The following is a 26628-nucleotide window of genomic DNA, read 5'->3' as shown; positions in this document are numbered from 1 at the left end:
AACTAACAACTAATAACTATTTCAACGTTCTCTTAACTTCTTTCATTTCGTAGCATTCCAACATATCTCCAACTTCTAAATCATTGAAGTTTTTGACAGAAAGACCGCATTCGTATCCGAATTTAACCTCTGCTACATCGTCTTTGAAACGCTTCAAGGCTGAAATTTCTCCATCGTGAATCACGACAAAGTCACGAATGACACGAATTTTATGTGAACGTTTTACGGTACCATCTAAGACATAACATCCAGCTACAGTACCAATTTTAGTAATTTTAAATACATCACGAACTTCGATATTGGCGGTGTTAACTTCTTCAAATGTTGGAGCCAACATACCTTCCATGGCAGCCTTGATTTCATCAATGGCTTGGTAGATAATCGAATAGTTACGAATTTCAATTTGCTCAGTTTCTGCCAATCTACGGGCATTTTGAGAAGGTCTAACCTGGAAAGCAATAATTACTGCATCCGATGTACTTGCTAAAGCGACATCTGATTCAGATACTTGCCCCACCCCTTTGTGAATGATACGTACTTGAACCTCTTCCGTAGAAAGCTTCATCAATGAGTCAGACAAGGCCTCCACTGAACCGTCCACGTCACCTTTTACAATTACGTTTAATTCACGGAAAGTACCTATTGCCTTTCTACGACCAATTTCTTCTAATGTAATGTGCTTACGAGTACGTAAAGATTGCTCACGTAAGATTTGCTCTCTTTTGTTAGCGATTTCTCTGGCTTCACGCTCATTTTCTAAACAGATTAATTTATCACCTGCTTGAGGTGCACCATTTAATCCCAAAACTTGAACTGGAGTAGATGGACCCGCTTTTTTAATTTTATTTCCATGGTGATCGAACATCGCTTTCACACGACCGTAATTATCACCTGCTAACATCATATCACCCACATGTAAAGTTCCCGCTTGAATCAATAAAGTGGTCACATAACCTCTACCTTTATCTAATTCCGCTTCAATAACAGAACCTACTGCTTTTTTATTTGGATTGGCTTTCAATTCTAATAATTCAGCCTCCAACAATACTTTTTCTAATAAATCATTAACACCTAGTCCAGATTTAGATGAAATTTCTTGAGATTGATATTTACCTCCCCAATCTTCCACCAACATGTTCATGGCTGCTAATTCCTCACGTACTTTATCTGTATTGGCACCATCCTTATCTACTTTCGAGAAAGCAAAAATGATCGGCACGCCAGCTACCATAGCGTGATTAATAGCTTCTTTCGTTTGTGGCATCACTGAATCGTCCGCTGCAATAACGATAATTACAACGTCAGTCACTTTAGCTCCCCTTGCACGCATGGCGGTAAACGCTTCGTGACCAGGTGTATCTAAGAAAGTTACTTTTTTACCAGAATCTGTTTGTACTGAATATGCTCCAATATGCTGAGTAATACCACCAGCCTCACCTGCTGCCACTTTAGCACGACGGATATAATCCAATAAGGATGTCTTACCGTGGTCAACGTGACCCATGATGGTAACAATCGGTGCTCTTGGAACTAAATCAGCCGGATCATCTTCTACTTCCACTTCAACAGCATCAATTTCTTCTTCCGCTGAAACGAAACTCACTTCAAATCCAAACTCATCTGCAATAATGGTAATCGCTTCTGCATCCAAACGTTGGTTGATCGAAACGAACATACCTAAACTCATACAAGTAGAGATAACCTCGTTCACAGAAACATCCATCAAAGAAGCTAAATCACTAGCCGAAATAAATTCCGTTACTTTTAAGATTTTTGCACCTTCATCTTCCGCTAATTGACGCGCCTCTTCAGCCTCTGCTCTCTCTCTTCTCTTTAATTTACGCTTATCGGCACCAAAACTTTGCTTGTTGGTGGCACCTTGCAAACGAGCCATTGTGGCCTTGATTTGCTCTTGAATATCTTTATCAGAAAGTTCTTCTTTCGGTTGAACTTTGTTTCCTTGCTGATTTCCTTGATTTCCTCCTGGCTTTTTCGTGAAATCCTTCTTTTTGTTTGGATCTTGCGAAGCTTGGTTAGGAGCATTATTCGGACGATTTGCCTGATCAGCATTTCCTGCAGGTTTCTTTTCGTCTTTAACGATTCTCTTACGCTTGTGCTTGTTGGAATTATTTGAACGATCATTCGCAACAGGTAATTCAATTTTACCCAAAACAGTTAAACCTTTTAAGGTTTCACCTCTAGCTTCAATCAATTCAATTTCTTCAGGTACCACAGGAGCTATAACTTCAGGAGTTGCGGGCTCGACTTTTACTACAGTTGGTTGAGGAGCTTCTTCTTTTTTTACTTCTGCAACAGGAGTTTCCGCTTTAGGAGCAGGAGCCTCCACTTTAGCCTCAATTTTAGCTTCTTCTTTAACGACAGGCTCGGCTTTAGGTCTAACAGGATTTCCATTTTTATCTAAATCTATTTTACCTAATATTTTTAAACCTACTTGTTTTGGCTCTTCCTTTACCTCTTCCTTTTCAACAGAAGGAGCAATTACTGCTTCAACTGGTTTTTCCTCCACTTTCGCTTCAATTACTGGAGCCGGCGCAGGGGTTGGAATAGGTTCTGGAACAGGTTCAGGCTTAGGAGCTTGAACAACAATTTCAGGTTCTGGAATTGACACAGGAGTAGGCGCAACAACCTCAGCAACCTCTTCAACTTTTCTAGGTGCCTCTCCAGCTTCAAGAATATGCTCTGCATGATATTCTTTGGCTAACAAAGTCAACTGCTCAAAGTTCAATTTGGCGTTTGGGTTGTTGTCAATTTTGTGCCCTTTAGCAGAAAGAAATTGTAGAATCGTAGACGTTCCTACATTAATTTGTTTTGCTACAAGGCTCAATCGCATTGTCTTTTCTTCTGCCATAAATTTTACTAAATACTATATGTTTTAAACTATTAATCTTTACTCTCAATGATTATCACTATTCAAACTCAGAACGTAAAATAGCCATAATTTCATCAATTGTGCCTTCTTCTAATTCTGTTCTACGCTCTAATTCTTCTTTCGACAATGCTAAAACTTGTTTCGCTGTATCTAAACCAATTTTATGCAATTCTTCCAAAATCCAAGCATCGATATCGTCTGAAAATTCTACCAATTCTACATCCTCGTCATCTAACTCTTCTTTTGGAACATCTCTAAAGACATCTATTTCGTAACCGACTAATTTACCTGCTAATTTAATATTTTGTCCACCACGTCCAATCGCCATAGAAACTTGATCCGAATTCAAATAAACCGAGATACGCTTGCGCTCTTTGTCAATCTTCATTGAATTCAATTTAGCTGGACTCAAAGTACGGTTGACCAATAACTCTAAATTATCTGTGTAATTGATTACGTCAATGTTTTCATTTTGCAATTCACGAACAATTCCATGAATACGAGAACCTTTCATACCCACACATGCTCCTACTGGATCAATGCGGTCATCGTAAGATTCTACTGCAATTTTAGCACGCTCACCTGGTTCACGAACAATTTTACGAATAGTAATGGTTCCATCATAAATTTCTGGAATTTCTTGTTCGAATAAACGCTCCAAGAAAACAGGAGAAATACGCGACATAATGATACGTGGAGTACCATTTGACATTTCTACTTTATGAATAATTGACTTGATAGTATCACCCTTCTTAAAACGATCTTTAGGAATCATCTCTGATTTTGGCAAAATCAACTCATTATCTTCGTTGTCAATCAAAATCAACTCACGACCTAAGATTTGATATACTTCAGCAGAAACTAGTTCTCCCACTAAATCTTTGTATTTGTCATACAAACTCTCTTTTTCCAAATCTTTGATCTTTTGAATCAAGGTTTGACGAGCAGTTTGAACAACACGACGACCAAAGTCTTCTAATTTAATCAATTCTGCAACTTCCTCACCTATTTCAAAGTCTGGCTCAATCAATTTCGCTTCAGCCAATGGTATTTTATCAAAATCCCAAATATCTTCTGAATTGTCATCAACGATTTCACGTGTACGCCACATTTCTAAGTCGCCACTCTCTGGATTTACAATCACATTAAAGTTTTCATCGGAACCAAATTTCTTACGAATCATGGTACGAAAAACCTCCTCCAATACCGAAATCATCGTCGGCTTGTCGATATTCTTCTCCCGAGCAAACTCTGCAAATGACGAAATTAATTCAACACTGTTCATTGCTATTAATTATGTTTTTTTTATTAAAATGACACTTGTACTTTTATTTTATCAATCTCCACTAATGGAAAATGAGAACTTTCTTTTGCTACTATTGTACGGTGTTTGACCGTTTTCTCTGTTAGTACTTCGATGGATTCTGCTGTGTGAGACAACAAAGTCCCTTCAACACTCTCCGCTTTTTTCAACCAAACTTTCACTTTTCTACCAGCATTTTTTTGAAATTGCCAGCCCTGTGTCAATGGAAAATCTAAACCAGGTGATGAAACTTCAAGATTAAAAGCGTCAGGCATTAAATCATTTTCCTCAATAAAATGCGCCAATTTTCTACTTAATAAAGCACATTCATCAATCGAAATACCTTCCAATGTATCCACTAAAATGGTCAACAAAGTCCTTTTAGTCCCTGGAACAAATTGAAAATCAACTAAAAATATAGGCCCTTGTCCAATGTATTCTAGTACCCAATTCTTAATTTTTTCAGCTATATCACTCATGTAATTTATTTTGAAAACAAAAAGAGGGATTAAAAACCCCTCTTCTTTTCATATTTTTCCGTTGCAAATATAAAGTAATTAATTGGTAAAAGCAAGACTATGTTGATGTAAGATGTAAAAGGTAAAAGGTAAAAGGTAAGAGGTAAGAGGTAAGAGGTAAGAGGTAAAAGATAGCTTAGCTTCTCGAAGCCACAGATTTCTACATTTCTATCTTCTCTCTTCTCTTTTCTCTCTTCCTAAGGTTTAAACCTTTCATACACATCCTTTCCAGTAACTGGATCTTTGCCAAATAATTCAATGTAATTAACCGAGGGCATAAACTTCTCCTCATTTACACTAACGAAGACCTTTTTCAAGATTTGTAGTCGGCCATTGATGGGAAATAATGCGATTGGGGAACCTTTGGCATCCATTTTTACCACAAATTTTCGCTTTCGATAAGCTAAAAAATAACCTTCATAACTATCAGTCTCATTAACGATTGGATTCGTATAAAGTCCGTAGGCTAAGGTTCTTTGAATGGTGGTTAATTCTTCTTTTTGCCCTTTATCAGTATATCTGATCCAATAAGTATGCACTGGATTTTTCGGATTCAGCTTTTTATCTGCTATGAAATTAGCATCATAAATCACCGCATTGGCATTGGAACTCCTTTGGATGTAAAACAATGAAATTTTACTTTCAGGAGGGGTGGGAAATCGGTCATTAGGTTCAATAAAACTAAATAATAGTCCACTAAATAGAATGAAAACTAATGACCGATACATGTTAAAAATTATGTGCAAAGAAATTGAACGACTAATTACCCATTTTGTCTACGATTTCCTCAGAAATACCCACTGAAGAAAATCCGCCATCATGGAACAGATTTTGCATAGTAACTTTTCTAGTTAAATCTGAGAACAAGGTAATTACATAATCAGCACAATCATCTGCCGTAGCGTTTCCTAAAGGTGCCATTTGATTAGCATATTCATAAAACGCATTAAATCCACTGATACCTGTACCTGCTGTTGTTTTAGTTGGCGATTGAGAAACGGTGTTCACACGAACTCCTTTGCTCTTTCCATAATGATAACCAAAACTTCTTGCGATTGATTCTAACATGGCCTTCGCTTGAGCCATGTCTGTATAATCTGGAAATGATCTTTGAGCTGCGATGTATGACAAAGCAACAACGGAACCTCCTTGAGCAATGGCGTCTTTCTTTTGGGCAACTTGCATCATTTTATGAAATGATAAAGCAGAAACATCCAACGATTTCATGAACCAATCGTAGTTCAAATCATTGTAAGGTTTTCCCTTACGAATGTTGGTAGACATGCCTATTGAATGTAGAACGAAATCAACTGGTCCGCCTAAAAATTCCATCGACTCATCATATAAATTCTCTAAATCTTCGATTGAAGTAGCATCTGCTCCAATGATTTTAGCGCCACAAGATTCCGCTAATTTATTAATTTCACCCATACGCATTGCGATCGGTGCATTAGTCAATGTGAACGTTGCTCCTTCTTCATGAGCTCTTTGAGCAATTTTCCAAGCAATTGAATTTTCATCCAGCGCACCAGAAATAATTCCTCTTTTTCCTTTTAGTAATTGATATGCCATATCTAAAGATTAAAATCTATGTTTTGTGATTTTGCCTTCAAAAGTAAGGAAATTTTCATGAAAGTGGAAATCGTGCCTTAATAATAGGATTTAGAATTAAAAATCCTTCAGCTTCAAGATTACATTTTACTAGCTTATTATGATATTACGGCATTTATTTAACCTAAATGAGAGAAATAAAACACCTTATTGTCTCTTTATTTTAACCCAATGATTCGAATTAATTCAAGTAAAGTTTTTTCTGAACAAAAAAATGGAAGAGGAGATTTTGAATGTCTTGATTAAAATCACATAATTGATTGAAAATATAAGTTTTTCAAATGCGATTCTGATTTTCTTTTTTTAAGGGGTAATGCGTCCCCTTACCCCCTGCAATTTACAAGTATTATAGTTCAGTTTATTGATAAATTGATTAGATCTAAAAAGAAGTCCAATTATTAGCATTGGTTCAAATTTGAGAATACTATTTCCGATGTTTTTTTAACACAAATTAGGATATAAACATCGTTACTGAGTAAGGTTGTTGAGCCTGTTGAAGCAACGAAGTAAAAAGCCGTAAAAAGAAGAAGAGTGAAAACCTTTCTCTCTTCTTCTTTAATTTTTAATTATATATCAAATTTTTCCTCAAAATTTCATCTCCAGATTAAATTGACCATTTCGAATTTGACCATTATAACCGTACAATTCCATAATTTCATGATTGAATACGTTTTTCAAAACAAATCCCAAACGAAATTTTTTATTCAGTTGGTAAGTAACTTGCAAATCAGTCCAAAGATAAGCGTTCAATGTTTTTGCCACTACTGCAAATGTTTCATCATCATATACATAATCGGTTCTTGCATCAATCCATTGATTCAACATAGAGAGTTTCCATTTATCACTCATATCATAACTTAAACGAAATGAAACAGCATTTTTAGGTCTTCGAATTAAAGAAGAATAAGTACTATCCTTTGTACCTACCAGTGTAGAAATTTGACCATCCATCAAGGTATAACTTAATTGACCTGACCACTTTTTTCTGTTGAAAGAAAATTCAAGTTCTACGCCTTTTGTTATTTGCTGAGAAACATTCACATATTGCCCATAAGGTTCCACATTTTTTGATTGAAATACAATACCATCTTTCACCCTATTTTCAAAAAATACGGCTCTAAATTTAGTATTTCGAACATTTTTTTCCCAGCCAAATTCATAACTCAATCCTTTTTCTGCCACCAAATTCAAATTCCCGTAAGGAGAATACAATTGGTACAAAGAAGGCACTTTGAAACCCGAACTGATATTGATAAATAATTTTGAGTTGGGACGAAAATACCAATATGGATTCAAATTAAAACTCATAAAATTACCAAAAGTGGAAGAATGGTTCCACCTCCCCCCTAATTCCAAACCAATCTTTTCATTCCAATTTTTCTGTAATAGTCCGTATGCTGCAAAAATCGATTGATTGGCCAAAGATGCATCCATGTTGGGCGAGTCATAACGACCATAGGAACTAATCGAAAAATCAGATTGGTTGGTGGTTTGATTTCGTAATTCTGCCCCAACAATACCCATTAAATCATTGCTCAAAGGAATTTTGGCATACAATTCTAATCCTCTACTTAAACCCTGATAATTGGATTCATAAAAATTAGAATAGGCAAATGGTGGAATATAGGTGGAATCGTTCCTAAATACCCGATTAATTTGGTCTGAAAAACCACGAATATACAGATCCGCCGATTTGATTTTTATTTGAAACTGGAAACGCAAGGAGTTAGAATGTGCCTTGGAAGTATAATCTAATTCGTCCGTAAATGGCCCTGCATCCAAGTTTCCTCGATAATTTTGAAATGAATAATATACATCCAACCAAGAATTTTTACCCACAGGCCGCGAAACAGCCAAATCAATATTTTGTTGCCTAAAGCCATCAGTTTCACCCCCTCCTGCTACTTTTGCTGCAGAAAATCCAGATGAAAAATAATCCTTTCCTGAAAACCTCCACTGCCATTTCTGCCATTTTCCTTGAAGTTGGAGTTGAGGAGAATAAGTCCCAAACGAACCAGCCAAAAGTCCAACCGAACCTTTCATTTGTTGTACGTCTGATTTTTTTGTCACCAAATTAATCACAGCAGCCATAGCATCAGAACCATATAATGTAGATTGTCCACCTTTTAAAATCTCAATTCTTTCCAATGTGGAAAGACTAATCAAATTCCAATCCCAAACTTGAGAAATATGAGAAGGATCGTTGATGGGAAATCCATCTATCAAAACCAATACATGACCCGTATTTGAACCACGGACATAGACCTCTTGGTTACTTCCTTGTGCACTCCTGGCACCCACAATGGAAACACCCACCTGTTCTTGTAATAATTCACCCAAGTTTTTCCCAAACGACATTTGAATTTGATCTTGAGAAATAAGGGTGAGAACTTTCCCAGTCTGACTAATTTTTTGGGGAAATTTAGGAGCACTAACTTCAACTTCAGACAAAAGTTGAGTTTCTTGAGCGAATGTAGAAATACTACAAAACAACCCTAAGGCACATGCAAAAGCTGGTGCAAAACGAAAATTGAACATAAAACACGCCTTTTAAAAGGCAATAAAAATGGAAAATACTCGAACGCTCAATCTCGTTTCATCCTCCGTAAATCGAAATCAAGAATAAATATTGGCAGGTCTCCTGACTTGTTTCCATTCCTTTTCGTCTTCCCAGCCTAAGCCAGTGACAAAATTGAAAAGTATTGTAGAAACTTACAGTTGCGGGGACAGTCTCGGCTTCAACCGAATTCCCTATTAAGTAACGTTTTTGGAAAAACGTATACACCAGTATCTGGCACAAAGGTAAAATAAAATAGCTGAAATTTACTTGAATCTTCGAACTAACTTGACTGCCAGCATAATAAAAACGGCAAAAAGTGCGAAACCTAGTAATCCGTACATCCAATCTACGGCATTTTTATTCACTACCAAAAATACCACGGCTACTAATAAAATAGTTGCAATTTCATTGAACAATCGAAGCGCGGAACTGGTAAAAATGAAGTGTTTCTGTTTGAATTGAAGCAAGATGTGTCGACAATAAAAGTGGTAAATTGTAATACAAACCACAAAAGCTAATTTTAAATGCAGCCAAGTATGTAGCCCGAATGAAGACCACCAAGAAAAATAAATCAATGTTAGACCTGTTATCCAAGTTAAAAACATCGCTGGAATCATGATGGCATTGAAAAGCAATTTTTCCATTTTTTCGAATTGCTTCGTCAAAACTTCTTTTTCAAGATCCGTTTTATCTTGCGCTTCTACATGATAAACCAATAAACGAGGAAGATAAAATAAGCCAGCGAACCAACTTACCACGAAAATAATGTGCAAAGATTTGATTACTTCGTAAGTCATTAATTCGATTGATATCGTTTAAACAAACTACTTATTTTTAATTGAATCACACCAAAAATGGCTTCTTTGAAGATATTGGCAGACATTTTACTTTCTCCCTTGGTTCTATCAGTGAAAATAATAGGCACTTCCTTTAGCACAAATCCATATTTCCATGCAGTAAATTTCATTTCTACTTGAAAGGCATAACCAATGAACTTAATTTGATCCAAAGGAATGGTTTCTAACACCTTTCTCTTGTAACAAACAAAACCAGCTGTGGTATCTTGAATATTCATACCTGTGATAAATCGCACGTAATATCCAGCAAAATAAGACATCAATACTCGACCGATCGGCCAATTGACTACATTAACGCCATTGATATATCTGGAGCCAATCGACATATCTGCACCATTTTCTGAACAAGCCTGATATAATTTGATTAAGTCCTCTGGATTGTGTGAAAAATCAGCATCCATCTCAAAAATGTATTCGAAACCCTTTTCTAAGGCATATTTGAATCCAGCTATATAAGCTGTTCCTAACCCCAATTTCCCTTTTCTTTCAATCAAATGAATGCGATCGACAAATTGAGCTTGTAAATTTTTAACAATCGCAGCAGTTCCATCTGGTGAACCATCATCCACAATCAAAATATCAAAAACAGGTTCCAAGCTAATCACTTTTTCGATGATCGCTTGAATATTTTCTATTTCATTGTAAGTGGGGATGATAACTACCCTCGAATTCATTGACTGATATTTTTAAAAACCTTTGATTAACTTCAAAGCTAGCATTTTTTTGTGAATTAATAACAAAAACAATCCTTTACATGATCATCTACCATTCCCGAGGCTTGCATAAAAGCATAAACTATGGTGGGACCTATGAATTTAAAACCTTCCTTTTTTAAAGCTCTACTAATTTGAATTGATAGTTCCGTAGCAGCAGGTAATTCATGATGGTGGTTAAAATGATTTTTAATCGGTTGAAAATCAACAAAAGACCAAATATATTGGTCAAAACTCCCGAATTTTTCTTGGATTTGAATGTATGCCATAGCGTTCGTTTTTACGGCATTTATTTTTAATCGATTTCGAATGATTTTGGGATTGGACATACACGCATCTAATTGATCATCTTGCCATTCTGCAAGTTTTCGATAATCGAATTGCTCAAAACAAGCTCTAAAATCTTCTCGCTTTCTTAAAATGGTTATCCAACTTAGTCCAGCTTGAAAACCTTCCAAAATCAATAATTCAAACAACTTTTGTTCGTTATGTTCTGGCTTCCCCCATTCTTCGTCATGATAAGCTTGATACAAAGCGTCATTTCCTGCCCAAACGCAACGAATTTTTGTCATAGCAATATTTTATTTAAAAACCTTTGCATTCCCATCAATCGATTTAGGATCATAGCTTAGTCCTAGTATTTGTGCAATTAAAGGAAAAACATGGATATTCTCAAAAGCCTCCACTTTTTTACCTGCTTTAAATGCAGGCCCCCAAGCCAAGAAACTTGCTCGCATTTCTGGCAAATAGTTATCAAATCCATGTTTACCCAAGGAAGTTTGATTTTTCCCCAAATTAAAAACTCGAGGCAATTTAGGCACCAATAATATATCTCCTAATCGATTATATCTGTCATCGGAAGCAGAAAAATGCCAACGTTTAGGTGTTTCGCAGATTAAATAAGTATCAAAATCCGAATTCTTTTTCAAGGATTCATAAGTACTTTGAATTTTACTTTTATCCTTTGCATACACTTGCAAAAGTGCATCTCCAAAAGGCACTTTAAATGCATCCAAATCAATTTCCTTTGGCAAACCAATTGTATTGACATTGTCAACCTCCTTCATTCCATGATCTGATACAAAAACATAGTTAATAGGCAAATTTAAAGGCTTTAAAGCTTCTTCCAACTTTTGAATACTTTGATCGACAAACTGAACTGATTCCTTTACTCGAACATCATTTGGGCCAAATTGATGTGCATCATGATCAACTTGAGGGAAATAAAATGTAATCAAATGAGGTCTTTTTTCTTCCGGCAAACTTAACCAATCTTTTACCGCCTGAATTCGTTGATTGATTTCCGTTACTTCATTATAAACGTAAAAATAAGTCGGTCTGACACCTTGAATATCCGCCTCTGAAGCCACCCAAAAATAACTCGCTGCTAACATTCCTTGTTGTTCAGCTAATACCCAAAGTGGCGTACCACCATACCATTTACCCTCTCCAACCAACTTTTTATTACCCATGCTGTATTCTGTACTAGACGAAACATCAAAATATCGGTTATTCACCAAACCGTGATGTGCGGGATACAATCCTGTGACAATGCTATAATGATTAGGGAAAGTCAAGCTTGGATAAGATGGAATCATATATGGCGCCGACATTCCTTGTGATTTTTTAGCTTTTAAAAAATTGGCTTGATATAAATCAAAAAAATCAGCCCGAAAACCATCTGCAGAAATCAAAATCACATAAGGCTTTTTTAATTGATTGGCTAAATTTTGCCTTCCTTCTATGACATGTTGAGTTGTGTCTTGCGCTTTGAGTAAAGCACTAAATAAAAATAGCTGGAGAATTAATAGAATAATATTTTTCATTTTTTAGGCATTTTTAGACGGGCAAATTTCGTAAAAATTCATCGATTTTCCCTGTTACTTCTTCCCAACCAGTTTCAAGCATGAAAGTATGTGAACCAGTTGGCAAAATAAAGGATTCTGCGGAATAACTCTTGGCTAAAGAAAGTGTATGAGGTACAGAAAACAAATAATCTTGGCCACCACCAATAACCAAAATAGGTATATGATTCATAGGAATCTTCGGTTTATTCCACAGCATTTGCAAAAACACCCAAAAAGATTCATCCTGCAACTGATTCTGAATGGATTCTAATTCATTCTCAGGAAAATCAGCTCGAAACATTAATCTTTTCAATCGATTTTTTTGATGTAAAATAGGCAACCAAGAAGCCTTGCAAGTAGATTCAATAAATTTCAATGGGTATGTCAACAATAATTTTCCAATTAAGGACCAAACTCCTTGGCGGGGAACGGCACAAAGCATAACAGCAGCTTTCACTTTAGAATCAGCACGGTTCAAATAATTTTGAATGACCATCCCTCCCATGGAATGCCCAATTAAAATCACATCCCCTTCAATATCTACCATAATTCGCACCAAATCTTCTACATAATCTTGTATGCTATTCCAACGCAAAGAACCGTTTCCTTCACTTGCTCCATGGTTCCTAAAGTTCAAAGCATACATATTGAAATTTCTTTCAAAAAAATACGGAATGAAATTATTTTCCCAAACCCAGGCGCCTAAACAAGCACCATGAAGCAATATGATACTTGCTTTGGGATTCGATTGTATTTTTGAAATTACTTCCAATCTTAACATTAGCTTTTCAATTGTTTTAATAAGCGTTTTTTGAATTGATGAAAATCCACTGTAATGGTATGTCTTGGTGTATTTATCTGTTTGTAATCGGGATTTTCCAATTCCGTTTTAATCGCTAAATTAATATCAATGGGTCTATTCCATTTTCCAGAAAGTTCGCGGGCCATGATTTTGCTTTGTAATTCAGACCCTGGCCAAATACATCCAAGTGGCTGAAAAAGTCCAATAAAATAAAGATTATTCATTTCAGGATGAATCATTCGCAAATAAAGAGGTACCTCCCCTTCGGAATAATCAATGAGATTTTTATCAAAAAAAGGATGGCTAATCACATATCCAGTGCAGGCGATAATGACATCAAAATCCTTTTTATTCCCATTTTTAAAGACTACGGTTTGTCCGTCAAGGTAATCGATGTCATTTTGTGGGGATATTTTCCCATGACGAATGGTAAAAAAAAGATCTTCATTAATGGTCACATGATGAGAACCTAATGGCCCATCAGGTTCTTGAAGACCGTATAATGAATTTTTTCCATTTCGAATAAATAAACTTAAAGCAGAAAGTTTTGCCCAAATCCAACGTGGTAAAAAGTTGATTTTGGTATTAAATACATCCGCAGGTTTACCCATCAAAAACTTTGGTGCAATCCAATATCCTCGCCGCCAGGACAAATCGACACTTTTGGCTACTCTACTAGCCTCTACTGCTACATCACACGCAGAATTTCCACCTCCAATAACTAAGACTCTTTTTCCCGAAAAATAGGAGAACTTTTTTACGTCATGTGAATGCATCCATTCTCCAGAAAACGATCCTTTATAAGTTGGCATTCTAGGTTGCCAGTGGTGTCCATTGCAAACCGCTAAGGCATCAAACGATTCTGAACTTTTTTCACCCATACAATCGAATGAAACAAGCCAAGAACCATCATCTTGAAGTTGACAAGATTCTACTAAAGTGTTGAATTGAATGTATGGATAAAGGTTAAAATGTTTGGCATAATTTTGAAAATAGGATGCTAATTGCCAATGAGAAGGATAATCAGGATAATCCTCCGGCATTGGAAAATCTACATACTGACTCAAGGTCTTGGAAGAAATGATATGAGTGGTTTCAAACACGGAACTATGTCCTACTTGCTCATTAAAAACCCAATTGCCCCCCACTTCCGAACCCAAGTCATAAACTTTGACTTCATGGCCCTCATCCAATAGATTTTTAGCAGCTGTTATTCCAGAAGGCCCCGCACCAATCACACAAACTTTTTTCTTCATCATGGTTTCAAAAATCTTGAAATTTCGAGGGATACTTGATGCGGCACCTCTTCCATAGGCACATGTCCTACATTGTGAAAAATTACTATCTTGGCATTGGGAATATCCTTTTTAAATAATGTTGCATTTCCAACATCGATTAAATGATCCTTGTCGCCCCACAAGATCAATGTAGGGACTTTTACTTTTCGAATATTCTCATAATCAGCTTTCAATCCACCATCAAAAATACTCAACATGGCAGCCCGATTCCCTTCACGAATGGCCACATCATGAAAACGTTCCACTTGGGCATCAGTCACCTTTGTTTGATCAAAATAAATACTTTTTAGACTTTCACGAACCAAGGATTTGGGAGTAACAAATAACATGATTTTGTTCAAAACAGGCGTAGATGCTAATAAAAAACCCAATGATCCTTTTTCATTTAATTTAGGATAGCCCGCCGCGTCGATTAAAATTAATCGGTGGATTTGATTGGGAAAATGAACCGCATAATTCCAGGCAATGGCTCCACCCAAGGAATTTCCTGCAATGGACCATTTTTGAATTTTCAAACGTTGTCGAAATTGATCTAGAAATTCAGCATAATAATCCAAGGAATATTTATTTTCTGGATTGGGGCCCGTCAAACCAAAAGCAGGTAAATCCAAGGAAATAACTCGATGATTTTTCTTCAAATCAATCGCTACCGAATCAAAAGTATGCAAAGAAGAAGACATGCCGTGAATCAATAAAATAGGAATAGAATCGTTGGGATTTCCTTCATCCCGAAAATGCACATTCATTCCCATGATAGGCACGAATTCTGACTCTGCATTGACATATTTGGCTTTCATTTCTTCCAAAGACAAATCAGATTCTCCAATGAATAGAAATAAAATAAAAATCAAAGAAACGATTCCAAGCAAAAACCAAGCGAGTATTTTGAAAAACTTTTTCATCTAGACTTATTCAAATTTGACTAACCTTCAAAACTAAAGAATTCCCTTTGAAATTTTAACTTTTAGATAGGTAAAATAGCAAATTGAATTTAAGCCAAAAGGATAAATTATTAATGCGAATTAAGGTTTAAAAACTAAAATTCCGAATCTTTTCCAAAAGTTGGGATTAAATCAAATTTAACTGTCTTTTTTCTTGCCAACAATGTTATTTTCCCGCTAATTCTTTTTGTATGGTATTTCTTTTTTGGAAAAAAAAGAAGAAATAGCGTTGGCTGAGCGGAGCCGAAGCCAAAAGCAGAGAGAATGTAGAATTAAGAATAAAAAATGAGAATCATCCGTGCACAATGTTTTTAAACATTAAGTCATTAAGAAACATTAAGATTTTTCTTTTACCTATTAATACGAATTAAGGTTTAAAAACTAAAATTCTGATCCTTTCCAAAAGTTGGGATTAACCGAAAGTTCATTGATGAATTTGAAAAATGGATAATTTAAATCTTAATTCGCATTATTAGTAAAAAAACACTTTATTGCAGTATTAATTTTCGAAACCTATTTCAATGAAAAAATCAATTACCAACATGCTCCATCTGAGCTTGTGCTTTTTTGCTATTTCACTTTTTGCACAAAGTCCGAAAATCACAAGAGGACCCTACATTCAAAATATCACATCCACCTCTGGAGTGATTCGTTGGAGAACCGACATCCCTACTTCAAGTAAAATCACATTGGGGGAATCGATTAACTCACAAAAATTAAACGCAAAGAATGCGGCTTTGGTAACGGAACATGAACTTCCCATTTATCATTTGCAACCTGATAAAAAATATTTCTATACCGTTGGTTCCATCGAACAATTGGAAAAACCATCGGATCAACAATTCATCAAAACAAATCCCAAAAAAGGTTCTACAAAACCTATTCGTATTTGGGCTTTAGGCGATTTTGGGGCAGGTACAGAGAATCAAAAGGCCGTAAATAATACTCTTTTAAATTATGTGGGTAAACGAAAACCCGATGTTTGGATTTGGTTAGGGGACAATGCCTACAATAATGGGAAAGACGAAGAATATCAAAAAAATGTATTTGATTTTTATCAAAAGGATTTTCTTCAAAATACGACCTGTTACCCTTCTCCAGGCAATCACGATTATGCGGGTAAGCATGATTCCTCTTTACCTCCTTATTTTAATATTTTCACTTTACCCAGCAAAGGGGAAGCTGGCGGAGTTCCATCTGGTACTGAGTCGTATTATTCTGTCGATTATGGAAATGTACATTTGATTTCATTGAACACAGAAGAAAAACATGCCGATGGGACTTCTTTATATGATGGAAAAGGTGCTCAAGCAGAATGGTTAATCAAAGATTTGGAAGCCAACAAATTACCTTGGGTGATTGCCTATTTCCATAAGCCTCCGTATACCAAAGGTTCGCATGACTCTGATTTTGAAGATGATCTTATCATGATGCGTAAAAACGTAACACCCATTTTTGAAAAATACAAAGTAGATGTAGTAATTGCTGGACACAGTCATGTGTATGAAAGAACTTACGCCATGCGAGGACATACTGAGTTGAACAAAACCTTTGATCCTCAAAAACATATTGTTGAAAATAAAACTTCAAAAGATAAATATGTCATTGATAAAAATGGACAAGGTGTCATTTATGTGGTTTGTGGATCAGGCGGAAAAGTAGGCGGGCAAAAAGCGGAATATCCATTAAAGTCTTCCATTTATTCCAACAACAAAGAGGGAGGTTCTATGTTATTTGACATCAAAGGTAATTTTTTAGATGCAAAATGGGTAGCATCCAATGGCGAGGTGCTGGACCAATTTAGCATTAAAAAAACACAAAAATAAAATCTTTATATTATTTAATCAATCCATCTTTTTATGAAAAATTTCTTCAGTTTAATGTTATTGAGCATAGGATATTCATCTGTTGCTCAGGTTAGTAAACTCCCTGCCTATCCTTTAATCACTCATGATCCTTATTTCAGTATTTGGTCTTTTTCAGATCAAGTGAATCAAAATACGACAAGGCATTGGACGGGGAATGAACAATCTTTGGTAGGAATCATAAAAGTAGACAATAAAGCATATCAATTTTTAGGCAAAATCGTCAAGCCTGCCGAAAATATTGTACCCTTCGGAGAATTGGCAAAACCAATTGATTGCCAATTTATTGAATCTGATCCCGGTCAAAATTGGATGAATGAGAATTACGACGATAAAAACTGGTTCCAAGGAAAAATGCCCTTTGGAAAAGGTTGGGGAAATGATTTCGCGACTTCATGGAATTCAAAGTCGATTTGGGTGAGAAGAAGCTTTGAATTAAATGATTTAGATATAGATCAATTCATCTTGCAACTTCGTCATGATGATGATGTACAAGTTTATTTAAATGGCACTGCTATTTATGATTGCAAAGATTGCCATAACACAAAAGTGAAGAATTATTCAATGACAGATGAAGTCAAAAAAGCATTAAAAAAAGGAAAAAATCTTTTGGCGATTCATTGTATTAACCCAAGAGGAAATGCATGGTTAGATGCAGGTTTTGCCAAACAAAAAAGAGAGAAAGATGCTAATTTAGCTATTCAAAAATCGGTGGAAGTAACAGCAACCAAAACTACTTATGTTTTCGATTGTGGTCCTGTTCAATTAAAAGTTCAATTCCTTTCTCCATTAATTGCTTCCGATTTGGATTTATTATCCAGACCACTTTCTTACATCAGCTACGAAGTACAATCAAAAGATCAAAAAAGTCATTCGACAGAGATCACTTTTGGAGTTGCTGCAGATATTGCAAGAATGGATCCGAAGCAAGCATTAAACATTACAAATGGAGAATTCCAACATGTAAACTATTTGAAGAGCGGTACTCAATCACAAAAAATCCTAGGAAAACAAGGAGATGATGTCCGCATTGATTGGGGATATGCGTATTTAGCGAGTGGCAATAAGAATCAAGTTCTTTCTGTAAAATCTTCGAGCGATTTATCCGGACTTTCTAAGAATCAAAAAAACAGCAGTTCGAACTCAAATCCACAAAATGATTCATTTTTGTGTGCTCAATGGAAAACCATTGCTAGCAAAAAACCACAAAAATCGATGATTATGATGGCATACGATGACATCAGTTCGATTCAATATTTCAAAAAAGATCTGAAAGCTTGGTGGGTGAAAAAACACGGTAAAATAGAAAATCTATTAAGTGTTGGTTACAATGAATACCAACAAATCAACGAATTGGCTACGAAATTCGATAAGCAAATTTATCAAGATGCTTTGCAATCCGGAGGAAAAAAATACGCAGAAATTTGCGTAGCTGCTTATCGACAATCTTTGGCTGCGCATAAATTAGTGCGTGGAGAAAATGATGAAGTGTTATTTCCACAAAAAGAAAATTTTAGCAACGGTTCCATTTGGACGGTGGATGTAACCTACCCTTCTGCACCATTAAGCTTGATTTACAATCCAGAATTATTGAAAGGTATGGTAGCTCCATTGATTTATTACAGTGAAAGTGGCCAATGGAAGAAGCCATTCCCTGCACATGATATTGGAACATATCCATTAGCTAATGGACAAACTTATCCAGAAGATATGCCAGTGGAAGAAGCTGGAAATATGATTATTTTAACTGCGGCCATTTGCAAAGCAGAAGGAAATGCTTCTTTCGCTAAAAAACATTGGAAAACCTTATCGCAGTGGGTGGCATTTTTAGTAAAAGATGGACTAGATCCTGCCAATCAATTATGTACAGATGATTTTGCAGGTCATCTAGAAAGAAATGCCAATTTATCTATCAAGGCCATCAATGGAATTGGGGCTTATGCTCAAATAGCCAGAAACCTAGGAGATATCAAAACAGCAGATTCATTGCAAAGCATTGCCCAAAATTATGTGAAAAAATGGATGAAATTGGCAGATGAGGGAGATCATTATGCTTTGACATTCAACAAAAACAATACTTGGAGTCAAAAATATAATTTGGTTTGGGACAAATTATTGAACCTAAATTTATTTCCAGAAGAAGTTTATAAGAAAGAAATCAAGTACTATTTGACCAAGCAAAATCCCTTTGGACTACCATTGGATAGTAGAAAAACGTATACCAAAAATGATTGGATTATTTGGACGGCAACATTGGCCGACAATGACAATGATTTCCAAGCATTTATTAATCCAATTCATAAATACATGCTAGAAACCCCGACACGTGTTCCTTTTGGAGATTGGTATGAAACAACGGATGGGAAGCAAGTTGGTTTTCAAGCGAGAAGCGTGGTAGGTGGGTTTTTCATCAAAGTTTTGGAAAAAAAATGGAAGAAATAAGTAAATATTAGGTGCTTTTAGGTTTTGATATAAAAAATAAACAAGATGAAAACATTACAAAATTCTCGTAGAGATTTTCTGAGAAGCTCAGCTCTAATGACAGCAGCTTCAGCATTTCCTTCCTTTTTTGTCCACAAAAATCCAGGCGAAAAAGTCAATTTAGCTTGTATTGGCATTGGAAACCAAGGTGGATCAGATGTAATGTCATTGTACAATACAGGATTGGCTAATATTGTTGCTTTGTGTGACGTAGATATGGGCGCTCCGCAAACCTTGAAAGTATTAGAAAAATTCCCAGATGTACCTCGTTTTCAAGATTTCAGACAAATGTTTGATAAAATGGGAAGCCAAATAGAAGCTGTTGCGATTGGAGTACCTGATCATTCTCACTTCCCCATCACTATGATGGCTTTGGGTTTAGGAAAACACGTATTTGTGGAAAAACCAATGGCAAGAACATTCAATGAAATTGAATTGATGATGAAAGCTGCCAAGAAGAATCCCAAATTAGTGACTCAAATGGGAAATCAAGGACATTCTGAAGCCAATTATTTTCAATTCAAAGCTTGGAAAGAAGCTGGTATCATCAAAGATGTAACAGCCATGACGGCTCACATGAATTCAGCAAGAAGGTGGCATGGATGGGATACCAATATCAAAAGTTTTCCTCCCAAAGAATCTATTCCAAGTACCTTGGACTGGGACATTTGGCATGGTGTCGTACAAAATCACGACTATAACAAAGACTTAGTCAATGGCCAATGGCGTTGTTGGTTCGATTTTGGACTAGGAGCATTAGGCGATTGGGGTGCACATATCATGGATACTGCGCATGAATTTTTAGAATTAGGTTTACCTACGGAGATAAATATGCTGAAAGCTGAAGGACATAATGCCTTTTTCTATCCACAATCTTCGACCATTAATTTCAAGTTCCCTGCCAGAAAAGACATGCCAGCCATGGACATTACCTGGTACGACGGTATCAATAATATCCCTCCTGTTCCTGAAAATTATGGAGTAAATGAATTAGATCCCAACATCCCTCCAGCAAGTAATGGTAAAATCCAACCCGCAAAATTAAATCCAGGTAAAATTATTTACGGCAAAGATTTAACGTTCAAAGGTGGCTCACATGGTTCTACTCTTTCTATTTTGGGTGATAAAGCCAAGGACATCAAGCTTCCTGAGGTTCCTAAAAGTCCTTCTAACCATTATGCCAATTTCTTATTAGGCTGCATGGGAAAAGAGCAAACAAGATCTAGATTTGAAATTGCTGGACCTTTAAGTCAAGTTTTCTCTCTTGGTGTTATGGCTCAAAAATTGAACACTAAATTATTGTTCGACAGAAATACCAAACAAATTACCAACAATAAATTAGCGAACCAATTGCTTATAGGTGCCGAACCTAGAAAAGGTTGGGAGCAGTATTATCGGGTATAGGTGAAAGGTAAAAGGTAAAAGGTAAGAGGTAAGAGGTAAGAGGTAAGAGGTAAGAGGTAAGAGGTAAGAGGTAAGAGGTAAGAGGTAAGAGGTAAGAGGTAAGAGGTAAGAGGTAAGAGGTAAGAGGTAAAAAGTAATAGGTAATAGGTAATAGGTAACGCGCTCGGCTGTGCCGAGTGTGTACTATGAATTGAACTTTTAGTTCAAAAGTCAAACACTTTTACCTTTTACCTATTACCTACATTCCTAATATTTCAAATAAGACCAACCAGCCTCTTGCTTCAAAACTACCTCAGCAACTCCGGAAGGAACAAAACCTGATTGCTGTAATAATGTTGCTTTGTCAATTTTTCTTTCTCTGATAGTATTTTCACACGCCTTGAATAAAACGCCACTAGCGGCTAATTCAGCGATTTTAGCTTTTTGAGTAGTCTTGGATTCTATTAAAATTCCAATACCACTTCCGTGAGCGACTACCTCCAGTTGCGTGTTAGGTCCTAATGCTGCCTGCAAATTGGAAATATTTTTTAAAGCTCCATGCCATACCAACGTATCACTAGTATTCAATTGAATAACCACTCTATGAGTAGGATTTTGTGCATTCAATAAAAAAGTGATGGCAAAGAAAAAGGGGATCAATAATAATTTTTTCATAGCTATTTTATTTTTGACGAAACTACAAAATTTTAATGAACTTAAAAGACCACTCAAAATCGCAATAGAGACATTTGTCACGAAATTGCCCTCTTACAGAAGCTATATTTGCATCACAAATCCAAACAGCTAATGTTAGAACTATTAAAAAAAATATTTGGTATCGGTCCGAAAGTAGACCTAAAAGCACTCATCAAAGATGGAGCTGTCATAATAGATGTTCGTACTCCTGCGGAATTCAATCAAGGGCACGTTTCTGGCGCAATTAATCTACCTTTGCAAAATATGCCTGCCAATTTAAACAAACTAAAAAAGGAACAAACAATCATTACTTGTTGTGCATCAGGAGTTCGAAGTGGTGCAGCAAAAAGACTGTTAAAAAACCAAGGATTCGTTCATGTTCACAATGGTGGCACATGGATTTCATTACGCTAATTTCATTTAAAATCGATGTATTATGAGCAATTTCGCAGAATTATTGAAATCGAAGGAACCTGTTTTAGTTGATTTTTCAGCCGAATGGTGTGGACCTTGTAAGCAATTGAAACCCATTTTGGAACAAGTCAAAAAAAATGTGGGCGACACAGCAAAAATCATTAAAATTGATGTGGATAAAAATAGAAGCACTGCCGAAAAATTTCAAATCAGATCTGTTCCTACTCTAATATTGTTCAAAGATGGAAAATCTGTTTGGAGACAATCAGGCGTCATTCCTGCCAAAACTTTGGAAGAATTAATCAAAAAATATCACTAAAATTGAAAAATACCATTCAAATGAGAAAAATCATTCTTGCTCTTTCTGTTAGTTTAATCCTATTTTCTTGTAATAAAAGCAATGACACAGGTTTAAAGGATTTACCTGCCAGTGAATTCCAATCCGCGATTTCATCAGATGAACAAAAGCAAATCATAGATGTTCGTACCAAAGGCGAATTCGAATCTGGACATATCGAAGGTGCTCAAAATATGGATATTCAATCGATGGATTTCCCAGAAAAAATTGCTGGATTAAATAAAGAAAAAACCGTTTTTGTGTATTGTTTATCAGGGGGACGATCCTCTTCTGCTGCAGCTCAACTTCAATCGATGGGATTTAAGTACATCGTTAATCTTCAAGGAGGAATTTTAGCTTGGAATGCGGCACAATTAGCTTTGAGTAAAGAGGATTCAAAACCTGCCGCTTCTGGATTGAGTTTAGCGTCTTACAAAAAATTAGTTGCTGGCAAAAAATCAGTCATTATCGATTTCCATGCAGAATGGTGCGGGCCTTGCAAGCAATTGAGTCCAATTTTGGAACAATTTGTCAAAGAACAAAAAGGTGCAGTAGAATTAATTAAAATTGATGTAGATCAAAATCAAGAATTAGCAGCAGCCCTTCAAATTGAAGCTATTCCTTATGTGGAAAGATATGAAAATGGCCAATTAAGCTGGAAAAAAACGGGTTTATTTTCGGCAAATGAGTTGAAATAATTCAATTTTATGGCATTTTTGACGAACTCAAATTGTTTTATTTCTAATTAAATGAATTATTTTTAAGAATTATTTTCATTTAATTCCACTCCTTTGAACATATTAATCGTCCATGATCAGAAATTACCCGTGTTTACCTATGGTGGAACAGAGCGGGTAATATGGGCATTAGGAAAAGAATTACACCTTTTGGGACATCAAGTCTCATTTTTATTACCCGTATTCACGCATTGTGATTTCGCGAAAATCATTGTTCGAGATTATTCAAAAAATATCAATGATCAAATACCAAAGGAAATTGATATCGTTCATTTTCAAAAAGAACCTGACCAACAAATCACCCAACCCCATGTGGTAACGATTCACGGTAACGGAAATGGGACTTCGCAGCTAAATATCAATACTATATTTGTATCTAAAAACCATGCGGAAAGACATGGATCTACTTCATTCGTTCACAATGGGCTCGACTGGAATGAGTATGCGAAACCAGATTTACAAAGAACAAGAAGTCATTTTCACTTCTTGGGAAATGCAGCTTGGAGAGTTAAAAATGTAAGAGGAGCGATAAACATCATTCAAAAAACGCCTCATGAAGAATTAGACGTTTTAGGCGGATGCCGCTTCAACTTCAAAATGGGTTTGCGATTTACCTTTAGTCCACGTGTTCATTTCTTTGGCATGGTGGGAGGACAACAAAAATTTGATTTATTGAATCGTTCTAAAGGCTTAATTTTCCCTGTACTTTGGCATGAACCCTTCGGTTTAGCCATTACTGAAAGTTTATTTTTTGGATGCCCTGTTTTTGGAACTCCTTATGGTGCTTTACCTGAAATTATCAGTTCGGAGTACGGTTTCCTTTCAAACAACTCTCAAACAATATCCGAGCATATTCAGCAAGCCGAGTCCTATGACAAAATAAAATGCCATGAATACGCTAGGGAAGTTTTTGACTCTAAAACAATGGCAAAAAAATACCTTTCCCATTACGAAAAGGTATTAAATGGACAAACTTTAAATTTGAAAAATCCTCAATTGATGGAAAAAAATGGCCCAAAATTTTTAGCTTGGGCCTAATTTATTCTACATTCGACCGGGTAAAATTTGATTCCAATATAAATAAGGCAAAATGTATTTTTTCAATTGATACATGGACCATCTTTCTTGTGATTGATCAAAAGGAAATGTTTCAGTAGGTACATTGTTGTAATCAAATTCAGCCAAAACTAATTTGTTATAACCTGTTATAATCGGACAAGAAGAATATCCATTATAAAATTCAGAAATCGGTTCTTCCTTCATGGTGGAAAGCAAATTACTCACCAAAACGGGAGCTTGCTTACGAATCGCGGCACCAGTTCTAGAAACAGGTAAATTGGCCGCATCTCCACAAGCAAAAATATTCTTAAATTTATTGTGTTGTAAAGTATGTTTTTCAACATCGATCCAACCTGCTTCATTCGCAATGGGGCTATTTTTAACAAAATCAGGGGCAGATTGGGGGGGAGTGACATGAATCATTTCATAATCCACCCAATATTCTTGATCCTTATTTGCTTCTCCAAAACCAAGGAATTTAGCTCGTTTATTTGCTCCATCAATTTCATCCAATTTTACAAAAAAATGGGTTTCGATTCCATATCGACTAATTACCTTTTTGAGTGTTTTCTCATATTTTTCCACACCAAAAACACGAGTCCCACCGCTCCAAAATTGCACTTGCGTTTTAATATGATGCTTTCTAAAATAATCAGCCGCTAGGTACAAGATCTTTTGCGGAGCTCCTCCACATTTAATGGGTGTATTTGGATTGGTAAAAATGGCATTTCCGCCTTTGGTATTTTGCAGACATTCCCACGTATATGGCGCTGTTTCAAAACTGTAATTGCTACAAACTCCATTTTTGCCTAAATTTTCTTTTAATCCTTTAATGGCAGACCAATTCAGTTGAATACCAGGCACTACAATCAAAAAGGCATATTCAACTTCCTTGCCATCTTCTAAGACTACTTTATTTTGCTCAGGTAGAAATGATTTAGCCATTTGTTGAATCCAAGTGACATTCTCAGGCATTACAGAAGCCTCATCACGAACCGTATCATTGATATCAAATTCACCCCCTCCTACCAAAGTCCATGCCGGTTGGTAGTAATGCTTTTTGCTTCCTTCTACGATGGCGATATCTAAATTAGCCTCTTTACGAAGTAGCTGAGAAGCGACAGAAATACCTGCATTCCCACCACCAATAATTAAAATTTGATGTTTCATAGCAATTAATCATTTAACCTTATTTAAAAAAGATATAGTAATATTATCGGATAAATCTTATATTCATTGTGACTATTATCACGAAGATGATTCATCAAAAGTGGCAATTTTGAAAATCATTTATAAAAACAAAGCTATGTCAGATTCTTCACCTAAAAAGAATTTTCAAAATTTAACAACTCTATTATACAGCTTATTTGTATTGTTGGTGGGTATGTTCTTTTTTTTAGGATTCAATCAGATTCAAAAATTTGAAAAGGTAAAAAAAGATTCAACCCGCACTTATGTGGCTCCTGATTCTAATTTCAGCCATTTATGGACAGCGCCGTCAGATTGGAGGATGATGTATTTAAGCAAAGAAGAAAAAGAGTTGGTACTTTATGGAAGAGAGTTGATTGCACACACAAGCGAATATTTAGGCCCAAATGGTTCTGTTCAACATAGTTCAAATGGCATGAATTGCCAAAATTGTCATTTAAACGCAGGGACTCAAGCTTGGGGAAATAATTACTTTGCCGTTCAATCCACTTATCCAAAATTCAGAGCTCGATCAGGGACGAAAGAAGATCAATTTAAACGCGTAAATGATTGTTTTCAAAGGAGTTTAAATGGACAAGCCTTGTTGAAAGAAAGCAAAGAAATGAAGGCTATTTTGGCCTATATCAAATGGCTAGGATCTGATATTGAAAAAGGAAAAGTACCCAAAGGAGCAGGAATTTTTAAGTTGAAAAAATTAAAACGTGCAGCAGATCCTTCGAAAGGTCAAGCAATTTATGCATCGAAATGCCAATCTTGTCATCAGGCTAATGGGGAAGGAATATTAGCAGAAAATGGCAAATCTTACACCTATCCACCCTTGTGGGGGCCTCACAGCTACAATCAAGGTGCAGGATTATACCGTATTTCAAATTTTGCTGGATTTGTCAAATACAATATGCCTTTAGGCACCACTTATGATAAACCTCAACTTCCGAATGAAGAAGCTTGGGACTTGGCTGCTTTTGTCAATTCCATGCCAAGACCCGAAATGGATTTAAGTAAAGATTGGCCTGATATATCTAAAAAACCATTTGACCACCCTTTTGGCCCATATATAGATGGAAAATCAGAATTACAACACAAGTATGGGCCCTATGGAAAGTAGTA

General features: G+C 36.0%; 23 protein-coding genes and 1 riboswitch. Of the genes, 8 read left to right on the top strand and 15 right to left on the bottom strand.

Annotated elements, in window-relative coordinates; all coding sequences use genetic code 11:
• Positions 1 to 16 precede the first annotated feature (16 nt).
• The 13 genes from infB to V7S79_RS08470 form a co-directional block, all read right to left on the bottom strand.
• Positions 17 to 2869 carry a translation initiation factor IF-2 gene (gene infB / locus V7S79_RS08530; protein WP_459490157.1) on the bottom strand — a complete coding sequence of 951 codons (2853 nt, stop codon included), beginning with the start codon at positions 2867 to 2869 and terminating at the stop codon, positions 17 to 19.
• Positions 2870 to 2927: 58 nt separating this feature from the next.
• Complete coding sequence (gene nusA / locus V7S79_RS08525) at positions 2928 to 4175, bottom strand: transcription termination factor NusA (RefSeq protein WP_459490156.1); 1248 nt, start codon at positions 4173 to 4175, stop codon at positions 2928 to 2930.
• Between the two features lie 23 nt (positions 4176 to 4198).
• The gene (locus V7S79_RS08520; protein ID WP_459490155.1) at positions 4199 to 4672 is read right to left on the bottom strand and encodes a ribosome maturation factor RimP; all 474 of its coding nucleotides are present in this window, start codon (positions 4670 to 4672) and stop codon (positions 4199 to 4201) included.
• Positions 4673 to 4908: 236 nt separating this feature from the next.
• On the bottom strand, positions 4909 to 5439 hold the full coding sequence (locus V7S79_RS08515; RefSeq protein WP_459490154.1) for a DUF4833 domain-containing protein: 531 nt from the start codon (positions 5437 to 5439) through the stop codon (positions 4909 to 4911).
• 31 nt (positions 5440 to 5470) lie between these two features.
• Entirely contained in the window at positions 5471 to 6283 is an 813-nt protein-coding gene (locus tag V7S79_RS08510) for an enoyl-ACP reductase FabI (RefSeq protein WP_459490153.1), read from the bottom strand.
• A gap of 624 nt (positions 6284 to 6907) precedes the next feature.
• A complete protein-coding gene (locus V7S79_RS08505; protein ID WP_459490152.1) occupies positions 6908 to 8860 on the bottom strand; it encodes a TonB-dependent receptor plug domain-containing protein in 1953 nt (650 codons plus the stop codon).
• A 76-nt stretch (positions 8861 to 8936) separates the two neighbouring features.
• Positions 8937 to 9126: riboswitch (cobalamin riboswitch) on the bottom strand.
• 19 nt (positions 9127 to 9145) lie between these two features.
• Positions 9146 to 9679: a CopD family protein gene (locus tag V7S79_RS08500; protein ID WP_459490151.1), complete on the bottom strand. Its 534-nt coding sequence runs from the start codon at positions 9677 to 9679 to the stop codon at positions 9146 to 9148.
• Positions 9679 to 10413 (bottom strand): polyprenol monophosphomannose synthase, encoded by a 735-nt coding sequence (locus tag V7S79_RS08495; protein ID WP_459490150.1) that lies wholly within the window; start codon positions 10411 to 10413, stop codon positions 9679 to 9681. The genes V7S79_RS08500 and V7S79_RS08495 overlap by 1 nt, the downstream gene beginning before the upstream one ends.
• 56 nt (positions 10414 to 10469) lie before the next feature.
• A complete protein-coding gene (locus V7S79_RS08490) occupies positions 10470 to 11024 on the bottom strand; it encodes a DNA-3-methyladenine glycosylase I (RefSeq protein WP_459490149.1) in 555 nt (184 codons plus the stop codon).
• 9 nt (positions 11025 to 11033) lie between these two features.
• Entirely contained in the window at positions 11034 to 12278 is a 1245-nt protein-coding gene (locus tag V7S79_RS08485; protein ID WP_459490148.1) for an alkaline phosphatase family protein, read from the bottom strand.
• A 13-nt stretch (positions 12279 to 12291) separates the two neighbouring features.
• On the bottom strand, positions 12292 to 13080 hold the full coding sequence (locus V7S79_RS08480; RefSeq protein ID WP_459490147.1) for an alpha/beta hydrolase: 789 nt from the start codon (positions 13078 to 13080) through the stop codon (positions 12292 to 12294).
• Positions 13080 to 14360, bottom strand: coding sequence for a flavin-containing monooxygenase (locus V7S79_RS08475; protein ID WP_459490146.1), 1281 nt, complete (start codon positions 14358 to 14360; stop codon positions 13080 to 13082). The genes V7S79_RS08480 and V7S79_RS08475 overlap by 1 nt, the downstream gene beginning before the upstream one ends.
• A complete protein-coding gene (locus tag V7S79_RS08470) occupies positions 14357 to 15301 on the bottom strand; it encodes an alpha/beta fold hydrolase (protein ID WP_459490145.1) in 945 nt (314 codons plus the stop codon). The genes V7S79_RS08475 and V7S79_RS08470 overlap by 4 nt, the downstream gene beginning before the upstream one ends.
• Positions 15302 to 15861: 560 nt before the next feature.
• On the opposite strand from V7S79_RS08470, the gene V7S79_RS08465 reads away from it, so the two are divergent.
• The 3 genes from V7S79_RS08465 to V7S79_RS08455 are packed head-to-tail and all read left to right on the top strand — an operon-like array spanning position 15862 to position 21090.
• The gene (locus tag V7S79_RS08465; protein ID WP_459490144.1) at positions 15862 to 17166 is read left to right on the top strand and encodes a metallophosphoesterase; all 1305 of its coding nucleotides are present in this window, start codon (positions 15862 to 15864) and stop codon (positions 17164 to 17166) included.
• Positions 17167 to 17199: 33 nt separating this feature from the next.
• A complete protein-coding gene (locus V7S79_RS08460) occupies positions 17200 to 19647 on the top strand; it encodes a glutaminase family protein (RefSeq protein ID WP_459490143.1) in 2448 nt (815 codons plus the stop codon).
• 45 nt (positions 19648 to 19692) lie between these two features.
• A complete protein-coding gene (locus V7S79_RS08455; RefSeq protein ID WP_459490142.1) occupies positions 19693 to 21090 on the top strand; it encodes a Gfo/Idh/MocA family protein in 1398 nt (465 codons plus the stop codon).
• A gap of 246 nt (positions 21091 to 21336) precedes the next feature.
• Here the strand turns inward: V7S79_RS08455 and V7S79_RS08450 are convergent, their stop codons facing one another.
• Complete coding sequence (locus tag V7S79_RS08450; RefSeq protein WP_459490141.1) at positions 21337 to 21744, bottom strand: DsrE family protein; 408 nt, start codon at positions 21742 to 21744, stop codon at positions 21337 to 21339.
• Positions 21745 to 21876: 132 nt separating this feature from the next.
• Here V7S79_RS08450 and V7S79_RS08445 point away from each other — a divergent pair, with 132 nt between their 5' ends.
• From V7S79_RS08445 to V7S79_RS08430, 4 genes are all read left to right on the top strand, one after another.
• On the top strand, positions 21877 to 22179 hold the full coding sequence (locus tag V7S79_RS08445; RefSeq protein WP_459490140.1) for a rhodanese-like domain-containing protein: 303 nt from the start codon (positions 21877 to 21879) through the stop codon (positions 22177 to 22179).
• Between the two features lie 22 nt (positions 22180 to 22201).
• Positions 22202 to 22498, top strand: a complete 297-nt coding sequence (gene trxA / locus V7S79_RS08440; RefSeq protein WP_459490139.1) for a thioredoxin — start codon at positions 22202 to 22204, stop codon at positions 22496 to 22498.
• 20 nt (positions 22499 to 22518) lie between these two features.
• Entirely contained in the window at positions 22519 to 23214 is a 696-nt protein-coding gene (locus tag V7S79_RS08435) for a rhodanese-like domain-containing protein (protein ID WP_459490138.1), read from the top strand.
• A gap of 93 nt (positions 23215 to 23307) precedes the next feature.
• The gene (locus V7S79_RS08430) at positions 23308 to 24291 is read left to right on the top strand and encodes a glycosyltransferase (RefSeq protein WP_459490137.1); all 984 of its coding nucleotides are present in this window, start codon (positions 23308 to 23310) and stop codon (positions 24289 to 24291) included.
• A gap of 6 nt (positions 24292 to 24297) precedes the next feature.
• Here V7S79_RS08430 and V7S79_RS08425 read toward each other — a convergent pair whose 3' ends face one another.
• A complete protein-coding gene (locus V7S79_RS08425) occupies positions 24298 to 25482 on the bottom strand; it encodes an NAD(P)/FAD-dependent oxidoreductase (protein ID WP_459490136.1) in 1185 nt (394 codons plus the stop codon).
• 136 nt (positions 25483 to 25618) lie between these two features.
• Here V7S79_RS08425 and V7S79_RS08420 point away from each other — a divergent pair, with 136 nt between their 5' ends.
• The gene (locus tag V7S79_RS08420; protein ID WP_459490135.1) at positions 25619 to 26626 is read left to right on the top strand and encodes a c-type cytochrome; all 1008 of its coding nucleotides are present in this window, start codon (positions 25619 to 25621) and stop codon (positions 26624 to 26626) included.
• Positions 26627 to 26628 lie beyond the last annotated feature (2 nt).

It is taken from the genome of Aquirufa sp. ROCK-SH2, assembly GCF_054558315.1.
Note: the sequence above shows the minus strand (reverse complement) of the source record. Positions and strands in the feature narration are given on the sequence as shown.